The organism is Ruegeria sp. BG9, from assembly GCF_056538305.1.
The window spans coordinates 1-13,690 of sequence record NZ_JBQFSY010000011.1 but is presented as its reverse complement, the minus strand read 5'-3'; the positions used below and the strand labels follow the sequence as shown (position 1 = coordinate 13,690).

Annotated in this window: 15 protein-coding genes; 8 read left to right on the top strand and 7 right to left on the bottom strand. The window is 59.7% G+C overall.

What is annotated here, in order from left to right:
- The first annotated feature begins 149 nt into the window (after positions 1-149).
- From mutL to ACR0I8_RS18340, 3 genes are read left to right on the top strand one after another with little or no spacing between them, the layout of a single operon-like run.
- The gene (gene mutL / locus ACR0I8_RS18350; RefSeq protein WP_170692055.1) at positions 150-2,012 is read left to right on the top strand and encodes a DNA mismatch repair endonuclease MutL; all 1,863 of its coding nucleotides are present in this window, start codon (positions 150-152) and stop codon (positions 2,010-2,012) included.
- Positions 2,013-2,069: 57 nt separating this feature from the next.
- A complete protein-coding gene (locus ACR0I8_RS18345) occupies positions 2,070-3,299 on the top strand; it encodes a DNA recombination protein RmuC (protein ID WP_170379300.1) in 1,230 nt (409 codons plus the stop codon).
- A gap of 28 nt (positions 3,300-3,327) precedes the next feature.
- Positions 3,328-4,653 carry an adenylate/guanylate cyclase domain-containing protein gene (locus ACR0I8_RS18340; protein WP_170379298.1) on the top strand — a complete coding sequence of 442 codons (1,326 nt, stop codon included), beginning with the start codon at positions 3,328-3,330 and terminating at the stop codon, positions 4,651-4,653.
- A 4-nt stretch (positions 4,654-4,657) separates the two neighbouring features.
- Here the strand turns inward: ACR0I8_RS18340 and ACR0I8_RS18335 are convergent, their stop codons facing one another.
- The 3 genes from ACR0I8_RS18335 to ACR0I8_RS18325 are packed head-to-tail and all read right to left on the bottom strand — an operon-like array spanning position 4,658 to position 6,284.
- Positions 4,658-5,062 carry a hypothetical protein gene (locus ACR0I8_RS18335; protein WP_170379296.1) on the bottom strand — a complete coding sequence of 135 codons (405 nt, stop codon included), beginning with the start codon at positions 5,060-5,062 and terminating at the stop codon, positions 4,658-4,660.
- Positions 5,063-5,107: 45 nt separating this feature from the next.
- The gene (locus tag ACR0I8_RS18330) at positions 5,108-5,758 is read right to left on the bottom strand and encodes a ChrR family anti-sigma-E factor (RefSeq protein WP_170692054.1); all 651 of its coding nucleotides are present in this window, start codon (positions 5,756-5,758) and stop codon (positions 5,108-5,110) included.
- A gap of 10 nt (positions 5,759-5,768) precedes the next feature.
- Positions 5,769-6,284: a sigma-70 family RNA polymerase sigma factor gene (locus ACR0I8_RS18325; protein ID WP_475220036.1), complete on the bottom strand. Its 516-nt coding sequence runs from the start codon at positions 6,282-6,284 to the stop codon at positions 5,769-5,771.
- A gap of 291 nt (positions 6,285-6,575) precedes the next feature.
- On the opposite strand from ACR0I8_RS18325, the gene ACR0I8_RS18320 reads away from it, so the two are divergent.
- The 4 genes from ACR0I8_RS18320 to ACR0I8_RS18305 all read left to right on the top strand — a co-directional run bounded on the left by ACR0I8_RS18320 (position 6,576) and on the right by ACR0I8_RS18305 (position 8,378).
- The gene (locus ACR0I8_RS18320) at positions 6,576-7,346 is read left to right on the top strand and encodes a DUF1365 domain-containing protein (RefSeq protein ID WP_170692052.1); all 771 of its coding nucleotides are present in this window, start codon (positions 6,576-6,578) and stop codon (positions 7,344-7,346) included.
- Positions 7,347-7,433: 87 nt separating this feature from the next.
- Positions 7,434-7,751 (top strand): DUF3775 domain-containing protein, encoded by a 318-nt coding sequence (locus tag ACR0I8_RS18315; protein ID WP_170692050.1) that lies wholly within the window; start codon positions 7,434-7,436, stop codon positions 7,749-7,751.
- Between the two features lie 139 nt (positions 7,752-7,890).
- Entirely contained in the window at positions 7,891-8,118 is a 228-nt protein-coding gene (locus tag ACR0I8_RS18310) for a DUF1127 domain-containing protein (RefSeq protein ID WP_170692048.1), read from the top strand.
- 56 nt (positions 8,119-8,174) lie between these two features.
- Positions 8,175-8,378, top strand: a complete 204-nt coding sequence (locus ACR0I8_RS18305) for a DUF1127 domain-containing protein (RefSeq protein WP_170473219.1) — start codon at positions 8,175-8,177, stop codon at positions 8,376-8,378.
- 103 nt (positions 8,379-8,481) lie between these two features.
- Here ACR0I8_RS18305 and ACR0I8_RS18300 read toward each other — a convergent pair whose 3' ends face one another.
- Genes ACR0I8_RS18300 through ACR0I8_RS18285 form a run of 4 tightly spaced genes read right to left on the bottom strand, consistent with a single transcriptional unit; the run spans position 8,482 to position 11,970 of the window.
- On the bottom strand, positions 8,482-9,624 hold the full coding sequence (locus ACR0I8_RS18300; protein WP_170692046.1) for a saccharopine dehydrogenase C-terminal domain-containing protein: 1,143 nt from the start codon (positions 9,622-9,624) through the stop codon (positions 8,482-8,484).
- A gap of 3 nt (positions 9,625-9,627) precedes the next feature.
- Positions 9,628-10,680 carry a saccharopine dehydrogenase gene (locus ACR0I8_RS18295; RefSeq protein ID WP_170692045.1) on the bottom strand — a complete coding sequence of 351 codons (1,053 nt, stop codon included), beginning with the start codon at positions 10,678-10,680 and terminating at the stop codon, positions 9,628-9,630.
- 14 nt (positions 10,681-10,694) lie between these two features.
- Positions 10,695-11,309, bottom strand: coding sequence for a glutathione S-transferase family protein (locus ACR0I8_RS18290; protein ID WP_170643634.1), 615 nt, complete (start codon positions 11,307-11,309; stop codon positions 10,695-10,697).
- 10 nt (positions 11,310-11,319) lie between these two features.
- A complete protein-coding gene (locus ACR0I8_RS18285) occupies positions 11,320-11,970 on the bottom strand; it encodes a histidine phosphatase family protein (protein WP_170643633.1) in 651 nt (216 codons plus the stop codon).
- 135 nt (positions 11,971-12,105) lie between these two features.
- On the opposite strand from ACR0I8_RS18285, the gene ACR0I8_RS18280 reads away from it, so the two are divergent.
- A complete protein-coding gene (locus tag ACR0I8_RS18280) occupies positions 12,106-13,299 on the top strand; it encodes a Zn-dependent hydrolase (protein WP_480703478.1) in 1,194 nt (397 codons plus the stop codon).
- Positions 13,300-13,690 lie beyond the last annotated feature (391 nt).

Sequence of the window (13,690 nt, the reverse complement as noted above, 5' to 3'; positions counted from 1 at the left end):
TCGGTAAGTCCGGGCAGGGTTCGGTGAGGGCGGCACAGCCAGCCCCCGAACACTGTCCGGCCCCCCTCCCTTCTTGATCTGAAAGATCAGCCGATATTACGGTTCAATCCGGTGGCAGAATCGGGCCGTGATGTGCTAGGTCTGGTGGTATGGCGCAGACGACCCCCAATATCAGCGAAACACGACCCGTTATCCGGCAGCTTGACGATGCTGCGATCAACCGCATCGCCGCCGGTGAAGTGGTCGAACGTCCGGCCTCGGCCGTCAAGGAACTGGTCGAGAATTCCATCGACGCCGGAGCCACCCGCATCGCCATAGATATATCGGATGGGGGCAAGACCTTGATTCGTGTCACCGATGATGGCTGTGGTATCGCGCCCGGGGATCTGCCGCTGGCCTTGTCGCGTCATGCGACATCGAAAATCGACGGGTCGGATCTGTTGAACATTCACACCTTCGGCTTTCGGGGTGAGGCTTTGCCCTCGCTCGGCGCGGTAGGTCGTTTGTCGATCACCAGCCGCGTTCCGGGGGAGGATGCTGCGTCGATTGCGGTTTCGGGCGGCAAGATGGAGGCGGTTAAGCCTGCCGCCCTTCGCGCAGGCACAGTGGTCGAGCTGCGCGATCTGTTCTTCGCCACGCCCGCGCGGCTCAAGTTTATGCGTACCGATCGGGCCGAGGCTCAGGCCATTGGCGATACGGTCAAACGCCTCGCCATGGCTGAGCCTTCCGTCACGTTCACCTTGCGCGATGTTTCGGACGGAGGTGAGGGTCGCGTGACCTTCCGCGCCGACCGCGAGTACGGCGATCTTTTCGATGCCCTCCACGCCCGTCTGGCCCGCGTGATCGGTCGCGAGTTCGCCGATAACGCCCTGCAGATTGACGCGACCCGCGAAGGTATTCGGTTGTACGGCTATGCTGCCCTTCCGACCTATTCGCGCGGGGCTGCAGTCGCGCAATATCTGTTCGTCAATGGCCGTCCAGTCCGTGACAAGATGCTAACCGGAGCACTTCGGGCGGCGTATTTCGACTTCCTCAGCCGCGACCGCCACCCGGCTGCGGCGCTGTTTATCGACTGCGATCCGACGCTGGTGGACGTCAATGTGCACCCTGCTAAATCCGAGGTTCGGTTCCGTGATCCCGGCGTTGCGCGCGGATTGATCGTTTCCGCCCTGCGGCACGCGCTGGCCGAGGCCGGGCATCGGGCGTCCTCGACCGTAGCCAACGCGACTTTGGGCGCGATGCGGCCCGAGGCACCTCAGCCCATCCCTGCGCGGGTCTACCAGATGGACCGCCCGTCTCAGGCGGCCCGGCAAGCGGCATATCGGGCGCAATCCCCCGGCTTTGCTGAATTGGCAAGGGACTATAGCGGCAGCATCGTTGAGCCGACCCCGGTTGTGGCCCCAGTGACCGCTGAAGAACCCGCGCCTCAGGACCTGCCCTTGGGGGCAGCTCGTGGGCAGGTGCATGAGAATTACATCATCGCGCAAACCGCCGACGGGATGGTCATCGTCGACCAGCACGCCGCGCATGAGCGGTTGGTTTATGAAAAACTCAAAACGCAAATGGCCGAGAACGGTGTCGCAGCGCAGGCTTTGCTGATCCCCGAGATCGTCGAGCTATCAGAAGGCGATTGCGCGCGGTTGATGGCGGTGGCCGATGACCTTGCGCGCTTTGGTTTGACGCTCGAGCCTTTCGGCGGCGGTGCCATCGCCGTGCGCGAAACCCCGGCCATTCTGGGTGAGGTCGATGCCCGCGCGATGATTCTGGATATCCTCGATGAGCTGGCCGATCAGGGCGACAGTCAGATGGTGCAGGCGCGGATTGAGGCGATCCTCAGTCGCGTTGCCTGCCATGGCTCGATCCGCTCTGGCCGCCGGATGCGCGCCGAGGAAATGAACGCCTTGCTGCGCGAGATGGAAGCCACCCCGCATTCCGGTCAATGCAACCACGGGCGACCCACTTATGTTGAACTGAAACTCAGCGATATCGAGCGTCTGTTCGGGCGCAGTTGATCCGGCATCGCGAAGCGTTTAAGAAGATAGAAACAAAACGAGAACGTACAGGTTCATATGATTGAGATTGCAGGCACCCAATATGCACTGAATGACCCCGTAATCCTCGTTGCGGGTGGCGTTCTGGCGCTGGTTCTTTTGTTGCTGTTTCTGTCGCTGCGGGCGTCGCAACGTTCCGCGCGGATGGCAGAGCCCCTCGCGCGACAGATGGCACATCTGGGGCAACATGTGCAGGCATTGGGGCAGGGGCAGGAGCAATTGCGCGGCGGGCTGCAGCACGTCTCGGACACTCAGGCCAATGCGCAGGTGCAGGTGATCCAAACGGTCGAATCCCGCTTGTCCTCGGTACAGCAGCAGATGAATGACCGGCTGGCCGACAATGCCATGAAATCAGCCCGCGCGCTGGCTGAGATGCAGGAGCGGATGAAGGAATCTCTGCACGGGTCCTCTAAGCAGACCGCGACCTCGCTGACTCAGCTGCAGGAGCGGTTGGCCGCCATCGACAAGGCGCAGGACAACATCACCAAGCTGTCCGGCGATGTGTTGTCGCTGCAGGATATCCTGTCGAACAAACAGACTCGGGGCGCGTTTGGTGAGATTCAGCTGAATGACATAGTCTCCAAAGCGCTGCCGCATGACAGTTTCCAGTTGCAGGCGACCCTCTCGAACGGACGCAGGGCGGATTGTCTGATCCATCTGCCGAACCCTCCGGGACCCATTGTGATCGACAGCAAATTCCCGTTGGAGGCCTATGAGGCGCTGATTGGCTCGACCAATGACGCCGAACTAAAGGCGGCGGTTCAGATGTTCCGCGGCACGGTGCGCAAACATATCAACGATATCGCTGAGAAATACATTCTGGATGGCGAAACCGCCGATGGCGCGCTAATGTTCCTGCCGTCTGAGGCGGTCTATGCCGAGTTGCACGCCAAGTTCCCCGAATTGGTGCAGGAGAGTTTCACCAAACGTGTTTGGATCGTGTCACCGACCACCTGCATGGCGACGCTGAACACGATGCGCGCGATCCTAAAGGACGCGCGGATGCGGGAACAGGCGGGTGCCATCCGCAAAGAACTGGGGATGCTGCACAAGGATGTCGAGCGTTTGGGCGACCGCGTTGCCAATTTGGATCGCCATTTCGGGCAGGCGGCCAAGGACATTTCGGACATCAAGATCAGCGCGGAAAAAGCTGGCCGCAGGGCGCAACGGCTTGATAACTTTGATTTTGAGGAACTTGCGCCAGAGGCCCCCTCGGAGGTCGTCCCTTTAACGCGGCACGAGGGCTGAGTGCGCATCCTGACAGACAGGTTGCAGAATGAAAAATGCGGCGCACCCGCCAGAAATTGACCAACTGCTGAGAACGGCCGAGCAGGACGCGGAACAGATCGTTGGCCTGTTGCGAATGGGTGTTGCGGCGGGCCTTGGCGTCTTTTTCCTCGTCACGATCCAACCGGTTTCGAACAGCGGGCACGCAGTTCTGGAGCGCCAATGGGCGTTCGCGTTCGGAACCCTCTTTGCCTATTTCTTGCTTGGCTTCGTGACATGGATCGCGGCACGCAGGGGGCGCTTTTCGGGTTGGATGGCGTGGCCTGTGTCGGGTGCGGATTCCGTGTTCCTGATTGTCTCGGTTTGGTTGGGTTTGCTCAATACAGGCCTCGTTGGTGATGAGGTCTTCGTTTTGCCTGCCGTCTGGCTGGTTCCTGTGGTTCTGGCTTTCGGAGTATTGCGCGGCAACCACAAGGTCATGTTGATGCAGGTTGTCTTGCTGTCGCTAGGGTTTTTGTTCCTGATCGGGATAAATGCAGGATCCGCGCGGGGCCATACAGACAGTCCTATTTGGCTATTTCTGGCACCGCCGCCCAACCTGATCCGAGTCTTCATGATCGCCCTGGCCGGGGTGGTTCTGATCGTCGCCGCAAGGCGGGTTCACAAGTTGCTGTTTCAATCCATAACTGAGGCGCAGCGTCGCGCGAACCTGACGCGCTACCTGCCCTCACAGGTCGTGCAGGACCTTGGTGACAGCGGATTGGCGGCTTTGAAGAACGGACGCCGCCAGAAGGCCGGTTTGATTTTCATCGATCTGCGCGGATTCACGACACTGTCGCAACAGCTTGAACCGGATGAGGTCTCTGAGCTGGTGTCAGATTACAGACGCCGGGTCTCGGCTGTTGTGCGTCGGGAAAACGGTATCATCGACAAGTTCATCGGAGACGCGGTCATGATCGTGTTTGACGGAGAGCAGGCCGCAAAACGCTGCCTGAACTGCGGCGCAGGACTGTTGGACGAAATGGCCCGCTGGACCGCCGAGCGCAAATCGGCGGACCTTCCTTCACTTGGCACCGGAATCGGCTTGCATTGGGGTGAGGTTTTTCTCGGCGTTATAGGCGATCAGGACAGGCTGGAGTTTTCAGTGTTCGGAGACGCGGTGAACACAGCCGCAAGGCTAGAAAGCCTGACCCGCGATCTGCAAATGGACCTGATCGTCTCGAACGACCTTGTGACAGCGGCTGGAGGGCCGGGCCTATTGGACGGGCTGGTCAGTATCCCCCCTATCGAGGTCAAAGGCCGCAGCGGCGCGTTAGAGCTGTTGGGGGTTCCCATTCGGTCTGAAAACGCCGAAGTCGACAGCGAGGCCATGTAGCACCTTACTGGATCGACAGGTCCAGATTGTAGCCCACGGTTTTGCCTGTATCTCGGTCATTGCCCATCAAGTACACGCGGATCGTATAGTCCCCGTCCTCGGGCAGATCGATCCGGGCGGTGTTGCCGTCAATCGAGCCGTTATAGATCGCGACGCCATCGCTACCGGGGGGCAGGATGTTGAAATAGACCACACCATTGCCGTTGGTATCGCTGACCTTGAGGTCGGCAAACATCTCTTGCCCGGCTTTCGCGCCGAGCGAGTAGTCAAAATACTCATCTCCGGTCACGGTACCGTTGACCATTGTGCCAAAGTTGCCTGGCTCGAACTTCACATCAGCCTTCATCTGGGCAGACGCAATCGTGGCAAAGCACGCAAAGCCAAGCGCAATCAAGCTTGTTCGGTTCATGAAATATCTCCTGTCAGAGGCAGTTCTGATCCGAACCATACACGATCAGATCCGCAGGAAGGGCTGGAAAAGGCGCGGCATCAGTTTGCTAAACTTCAGCGGTGCGTCCGTAACGGCCAGACAGATGCAATCCTCGGTGATGTCGGCCGTCGGCGTGTGATGCAGATCTTCATCTGCAATCTCGACATCGCCACGGGCAAAGCGATCAACCTCATCCGAAAAGGCACCCTGAAGAACCATCGTCAATTCAGTACCGTTGTGGCTGTGATCCGGGACGGCGACACCTGCAGGGATGAACAGCAGGCGGGCAGTGGCCTCCTTGCTGGTCGGCAGGATCGCCTGTTTCACGCCCATGCCAATCGGTTTCCACTGAATGTCATCAACTGTCCCACCGACGTAGTCTTGCAGGGGGGTCGGCAGGATGGCGCAGCCCGGACGAGCGGGCTTGGGGGTCGGTGCGCCTTGAGAGATCAGGGCCATCGTCGCGGCAAGGGATGCGTCACTCATGCTGACTGCATCAGGTTGTTCATCCAGAACATGTCCGCCCACGACCTCATAGCTTTCGGCGCGCGCACGGCAGTGGTCGCAAAGCGACAGATGGGTTGCGACCATCAGGTCGAACGCCTCGGGCAGCGAGCCGGCGGCATAGGCCATCAGCAGCTCATCTGTCAGGTGATGTTTAATCGACTGGCTCATCTTGCTCATCTCAGTTCATCGCGTGGCGCAAGCGGTCCAGCGCCAACCTAATACGTGATTTGATCGTTCCCAAGGGCAACCCGGTCTGAGACGCAATCTCTCGGTGACTCAAATCACCGAAATACGCCTTCTCGATCAGTTCTCTCTGCGCTTCGGGCAACGCCAGCATGGCGGTGCGCAGCTGCGCGGTTTCCTGTTGCAGCGCAAGGACATCGTCTTGGTCCGGCTCAGCCTCGGGGCCCCATCCCAGTTCCTCGGGTTCAGGGCGACGTTGCTTGCGCAGGACGTCAATGCGCTTGTTCCGAGCGATGGTGAACACCCAAGTGGCCACCGTGGCCCGCGACGGATCGAACAGATGGGCCTTGTGCCACAAGGTCGCCATCACCTCTTGCGCGCACTCTTCGGCCAGCGCAGCGTCTGATCCTGACTTCATCAGGAACGCCTTGATACGCGGCGCGAAATGCTGGAACAGCTCGGCAAAAGCCGCCTGGTCCTGCGCGTCTCGGATGCGCCTGACATGGTCCACCCACTCGGTCCTGGTGTCGCAACTGCCGTTCGTTCCGTTCACCTGTCTACCCTTGATGCGTTTCTTTGCGCGCCAAGGCTGAGGGGCGGCCTGTTCAGCCGCAGGTTCGTCCAAGGTCACGGTATTGATCTCGGTAAACATAACCGGATTACGCGGGGGGCACCAAGGCGGATCACTTTCATGCGGCAAAAAAAGTCCAAACCGGGGTGGATTCCGTATTTCAAATGACGTCTCTTTTCTGAAAAGGGCGCAAGTCGAACAAATTACGGGCAAAGCAGGACGCGCGGCGGAATGAAAAATATCGACCACATAGCAGGTTACACCTATCACGGTCGCAAAGGGGCGATAGAGAACGCCTTTCGCTATTCGGTCGATTACATCCTGCTGGACCCCGAAGCCGATCTGTTCACGCCGCTTCTTTTTTCGGTTGACCGAGTGAATATCACCAATTGGCGCAAGTCAGATCACGGCGGTGAACCGGGGCAGGGGATCGGAGCCCCATGGCTGCGCGCCCGGTTTGAGGAACTGGAGGTGCCCCAGCCTGCGCAGATCATGTTACTGACGCAGCCGAGGGTTCTGGGCCATGTTTTCAACCCGGTCAGTTTCTGGTTCTGTTTCGATCAGGAAGGGCAGCTTTACGCCGTGGTCGCTGAGGTCACGAACACTTACGGGACGCGCCACAGCTATGTCTGCCACAAGCCGGGTTTTGCGGTCATCGACCCCTCGGACCGGGTGGTGGCGGACAAGCTGATGCATGTGTCGCCCTTCCAGAAGATTGAGGGGAACTACACATTCCGCTTCGACTATCGTCCCGACCGCGTTGGGGTTTGGATCGACTATGGGCGGGAAGGAGGCGGGCTGATTGCCACGCTGACGGGTCCGCGCCAGCCGCTGACCAACCGCTCTATACTATGGTCGTTGGTGCGGCGTCCGTTTGGTGCGCGGCGCACCTTTGCGCTGATCGTATGGCAGGCAATCAAGCTGTGGATCAAAAAAGCCCGGTTTCGTCCGTTCCGCACGGCTCCTGTCCCGGATCAACCGGTGTCGCGGGTTCGGCGATAGTTGCCCCTCTGTTTGCGTAAGATCAAAGACTCAGGGCGCGTGTCGGGGTCTGATGTGTAGAAACCGCGAACAAGAGGAGCTGAAGGCATGTTGGAAATTTCGGCAAGGAATGTGGCTCAAGTTGCCATGATGGGGCGTGAACTGGGACGGGCCGAAGGTGAGCTACGCGCCTTTGTCGACCGGATGAGCGAGGATGAGCAGGCCGAGCTGGTCGCCATTATGTGGATCGGGCGCGAAAGCTTCTTTGCCGAGGATCTTGCCGAGGCCATTGCCACCGCCAAGTCTGAGGCTTCGACCCCCTGTGCAGACTATCTGATCGGCACACCGCATCTGTCGGACCATCTCGAGAACGGGTTGGATGCCTTGGGCATATCAGCTGAGGATATCGAGAACGATCTGATGTAGCCAAAGGCTCCGGATAGCGCGCGCCATCGCGCTCCATCTTCCTAAAGAAACTTTAATGGAACGCTGCTTTTTGGTTAACGCAGCGTCCCTTTATTGGATGTCAGTACTGCACTGAAAATCAAATTTAGGAGGAAAAGAAATGGCACATACACATACTGCAGAAGCCCGGACTGGCCTCTTTGGCGGTTTGTTCTCGAACTACGCGGACGCAAAGGTCGAGTATTATCGGAGACGCATTTTCTCGAACACGGTGCGCAATCTGGAAAGACTTTCGGATCACCAACTCGCGGATATCGGGATTGATCGGAGCGAGATCAAACAGCGTGCCTATGAGAGCGTTTTCAACGGCGCCCCGCTTCGACATTGAAACAGGGCCCACGACCGTTCGCAAACGCTGTTTTCTTAATGAGTGAGGTAACGAATATGTTTGATGTCATCCCGCCCGTATATCAGCCAACGCCGTCTGCTACGGCTCTGCTGTTGTTTGATCGCGCCATGCGTATCAAGGCCATAAGTCCGGAAATTGTGCGTGCCGCGCAGTATCTGGATGGCCTGAGCGACAATCAGTTGGCCGAGTTGGGCATAAACCGCAGCGATATCGAGGACACGATCAATCGATATATCTGACGCTCGGGCGTCGCAAAGAAAGCCAGACTAAGAGATGAAAAAAATACGAGATAGAAGGCCATTCCAGACATGCTGGGATGGCCTTTTTCTTTTTACCGGCTGGTTAACCCAAGTGATCCACGATTTGTAGATGCTGCGCGAGCGTGTCGATTTCACCCATCCAGCCTTGCACCAGTTTCGGATCGCTGGGTGCCGCGTGAACGCCAGCAGGGATGGCGCGGTTCAGGACGGCTTCAACCGCCAGCGAAACCGGGATCGACACCAGACGCGCCATCGCGGTGCCGCGTTCATCGCCCCAGGCATCCATGACGTAGGTTTTGTGCCAAACCTCAACGCCGTCTTTCTCGGCCTTCAGGCCAACGCAAAGCACCACGCGGTCGGGCTCGCCTTCGTCATAGGCGTTCTCGGCCCAGAACTGGTCCGACATCTCTTTCAGACGCGCGTCACCTTCGGGCCCCGTGAGCGTTTCAATTTCGGTGAACACGTCGGCCCATGCATCGGTCCAGCCGTTCAGGCGCAGTGTGCCGCGGACGAATTCTTTGACCGGCCAGTGATCCTCGAATTGGTATTCGGCCATGAAGGGCAGCGAGTCGCGGTTAGGGTAGACCTCGAAGCTTTCGGGGTTTGGCAGCGGCGCGATATAGCTGCTGATCGCGTCCCATGGGCGGGCGACGTCCAGCGGTGCATAGTCGCGTATGGATTTCGACGGCGACCGCAGTGCTTTGAGCACACCTAGCGGCGACCAGCTGAACTTGTAGCGGAACGGGTTCGGGTTCTTCGGGATACCACCGCAATAGGAGATGAAGCTCAGGTGGTTCTGCGCGTCAAAAGCGTCCGAGGCGCGGTAGTCGGCCACCAAAGCATGTGCCATCAGGTGGTCTATGCCCGGGTCCAGCCCGACCTCATTGACCAAAGCCACACCAGCCTCGCGTGCCTTATCGTCCAACGCACGCATTTCGGGTGCGATATAGGAGGACGAGACGAAATTGGCCTCTTTCGAGATCGCCAGCTCCGCCAGCGGCACGTGCCAGTCGCCCGGCAGCATCGAGACGATCACGTCGCCCTTCTCCAGCACCGCATCCAGAGCGTCGATGTCGAAGGCGCGGATGTCGTCGGTCAGGTCACCGACCTCGGTCTTGGCCTTTTCGATGGTTCGGTTCCAGACGGTGACCTTTTGCCCGCCTTCGATCAGGCGGCGCAGGCCGGGGATGGCCGACAGGCCGGTGCCACACCAGTGAATCGTCATCGCTCAGATCCCTTCGATATGCGTTTTGTAGGTTTCTTCTGCCCGACCCCAGACGCCGCTGTCCAGATCGGTGAGCGTCAGCAGAGACGGCAGCAGTTGCGCCGCGTAGTCTTGCGAGCTTTCGACCGGCAGCATCGAGGGCAGGTTGTCGATGGCCATCACGTCCATCACCGGGTCGGTGGCGACGCGCAGGGCGGGGACGTCCCACGTGGTGGCGCGATCATAGACCGGGACCGGGTTATAGTCGCTGTCCGGGTCGCAGGCCACGTCGCCGATGGCGGTCAGCTTGCGCGGTGCGGTCAGCGCCTCACGCGGGACAAAGACCGGCGTGCCGGGGCGCGCGAAGATGCAGTTCAGGAACAGGTCATGATCCAGGATTTCCGGGAATGGGCCTCCGCTGGCGGTCTCGGCCATGTCCCATTTGGTGACGCTGACACCCATGGCTTCGCACATATCTGCGGCACCCGTGCCGACCCGGCCCAACGCGCCGATAACGATGGCGCGAGGGCGGGTGCCGATGGCGTCCAACTCGGCCAGCAATTCGGCGTTCAGGGCGTCTTTGTTGGCATAGACGCCAACCGGCGGGCATTCCTGTCCGCGTTGCTGTGCGGCCCATGTTTTCAGCGTGACCGCGGCCCCGGCATAGCCAGCCCAATAGCCAAAGGCGGCGACGCGTCGGCCGTCTTCACCGACCAGATATTCCAGATCATAGAGCGTGCCGCCGCCCGCCTTGAACCGCTCTAGCAAAGCCCGACCGGAGTGCTGGCCCTTGTAGGCATGGCCGAACATAATGTGGCGATGCGGCAGGGGGGTGCCGTCCTCGGGCAGCTCTTTCAGGCCGAAGATGATTGCGTCTTGCGGGGCCTCGGGCCAGCTGTTTTCAGCCGCGATCTCGCAGCCCGCGTCCCTAAAGCCGTCCAGCGGGATAGCGCGGACAGAGCTTTCCTCGACCGTCACAAGGATGCCAGCCGCGATCAACGCGGCAGCACCTTCTGGGGTCAACCCGACCCGTTCCTCGTTCGGGCGCTGTTCTGCCCGGACCCAGAGATGTGTCATCGTATTTCCTTTTGTCAGAGCATTCCGGCGGCATGGACCGCCTGAACCGAAGGGCGTGCCTCCATCGCTTGGCGGAAGGCGAGGATTTTGGGGAAGGCCGAGACGCCAACGCCGTCGCCCTCCAGCCAGCTGCACACCACGTAGAGGTAGGCATCGGCGAGCGAGAAGGCCTCACCTAGAACAAACGGCCCGCGCAGCCCGTTCGACGAGATGTATTTGCAGGACGCGGTCATGGTCTGCGCGACCTTGTCCTTCATATCCTTCCAGCTGGATTTCTTGTCGGCCCAGCGGTGCCCGCGCATTTTGTGGGCATGGTTCACATGCATGGTCGAGGCGAGGTAGTACATCACCTCGCGCATCCGCGCGGCCATGACCGGGTCTTCGGGGACCAACCCGGCCTGCGGGGCGATAGTTGCGATATAGTCCAGCAACGCGCCGGTTTCGGTCAGAATACCGCCATCCACCGCCAGCGCCGGAACCCGGCCCTTGGGGTTGATCTGCTTGTAGGCGGGTTTGGTCTGTTCGCCATTGGCAAAGTCCAACCGGATCGCCTCATAGTCCAGACCGGCCTCCTCCAGCGCTATGGCGACAGCGACCGAGATGGTGCGGGGAGCGTAGTAAAGCTGCATCGAGACCTCCTTACAGATGGGTTTGGGCGAACTGACGGTCTGGCGCTTCCAGATGCGGGGTCGCGTTGAACAGAACCGGGCTGAGCTGCGCTCCGATCGGATGCAGCCGGTGCATCGAAGTGTTCATAATGGCAAGCGCCACCCGCGCCATCGACGGGATATCCAGACCCATCGCCTGCCGGACCACCATCGAGATCAGCCCACCTGAGGTGACAACAATGGCCGGCCCACCCTCGGTTCCAATTTCATGCAGGGCATCACTGACGCGAGTTTCAAACTGTTCGAAACTTTCGGGCGCATCCTGGATGTCGCCAGCGGCCCAGGCAGCGAATGTGCGGGGCAGGTGGTCAACAAACCCTTCGCGATCTGTCGGGATCGCCACCCCGTGCTGTTCGTGAAACAGTTGCGCCAGGGTGAAATACTCGATCTCATTCAGGCGTGCATCGCGAACCGGCTCAGGCAGACCCATGCTGGCGGCGGTTTCAACATGTCGGGTCAGCGTGCCGCAATAGACGCGCGGATAATGTGCCCGCGTGTCGCGCAGATGCGCGCCCAGCCAGCGCGCTTGCTGGTGACCCAGATCGCTGAGCTTGTCATAGTTAACCTCGTCCCGCGCTGCCGTGTTGGCCTGACCGTGACGAACCAATGTGATATGTGACATGGCGGTCCCTCTTGCTGGCAAGTCTTAGGGCAGGTTCCGGGCCGGGGCCAGAGGGGTTCGGCAAAAATCGAAGGGTGATTGCAGGTTGCCGCCCGGGCGCTATGGTTGGCCGCGCAAGACGTTTGGGGGGAGTTCATGGCAATCAACGAAAACCGCTTTTTGGCCGATCTGCACAAGCTGCGCGAATTTGGAGCCTCGGGCGTGGGCAAAGGCGTCATCCGTCCCGCCTATTCCGAGGCCGACATTGCCGCCCGGACATGGCTTTCAAACCGGATGGCGGATGCAGGCCTGACCCCGCATTTCGATCCGGTCGGGAATCTGTTTGGTTTGGCGGACGGGCCGTCGTTGTTGATGGGGTCACATAGCGACAGCCAGCCCGAGGGCGGCTGGCTCGACGGTGCGTTAGGCGTGATCGCCGCGCTTGAGATTGCGCGCAGCAGTGATCAGCCTGTCTCGGTCGTCAGCTTTCAGGATGAAGAGGGACGGTTTGGCGTCACCACAGGTTCGGCCATCTGGTCGGGCGGGCTGCCTTTGGATCAGGCGGACAAGCTGACCGACCACGCGGGCGTGCCTTTTGCCGCGGCTCGGGGTGCGATGGGCGATTTGACCGATGGCTTTGTCGATCCCACCCGCTTCACCGGCTTCGTCGAGATGCATATCGAGCAAGGCCAAACGCTTGATACCCAGAAAGAGCAAATCGGCGTTGTCACCGACATCGTCGGCATACGCGATATGGTGGTTCAGTTCGACGGTCAGCAGAACCACGCCGGAACCACCCCGATGCACCTGCGTCGCGACGCGTTTCAGGCTCTGTCTGTGTTCAACACCCGTCTGAACGACCGGTTCCGAAAAGTGGTTACGCCGCAAACCGTCTGGACAATTGGGCATGTAGATCTGCACCCCAACGCTTCGTCCATTGTACCGGGGCGGGTGCGGTTTTCGATGCAATGGCGTGACGGAGATGCCGACCGTCTTGCAAGGATGGAGGAGGTCATTCGCGCCACAGCCGCCGAGATCGCCGCAGAGATGGGCATGGGCTTGAGCTACGGCCGGATGCTGGGGCTGGAGCCGGTGCCCATGGACTCCTCGCTCCGTGCCGCGTTGGAGCATGGGGCGGAACAGGTCGCGCCCGGCAAATGGCGCAGGATGCCCTCGGGGGCGCTTCATGACGCCACCAACGTCTCGCGCCTGATGCCGGTTGCCATGCTGTTTGTGCCGTCTATTGACGGAATCAGTCACGATTTTGCCGAGGATACCGCCGAAAGTGACCTGATCGCCGGGCTTCATGTGCTGGATCACGCCGTTCACAGGCTGCAGCCAAAACTGTAGTGAGCTGTGGCGAATACGCAAATTCTCAATTGTCTGCATGACCATAGCCAAACTCCGAGTTGAAAGTGCAGCTTCGCAAATGTGCCAGTTACCAGCGCTGGGAATATCGTCTGTTGCCTAACGGAAAAAAGTTTCCTATAGGAACATTACCGATGCATGCGCTCGTATACATGCCCGCTCTGGCTGCGGTTCTGGGCCGAAACACCAAGGCTGAATCGTTGCATTAGATCCAGCTTGGAGCAAACTTACGGGTATGCGTTCCGACCACTCGATACGAAAAGGTATCTGCCATGACCGACGCACCGAATCGCACTCCACTTTACTCTCTTCACGTTGAGTTGGGTGGAAAGATGGTTGATTTTGCGGGCTGGGAGATGCCTGTTCAGTATCC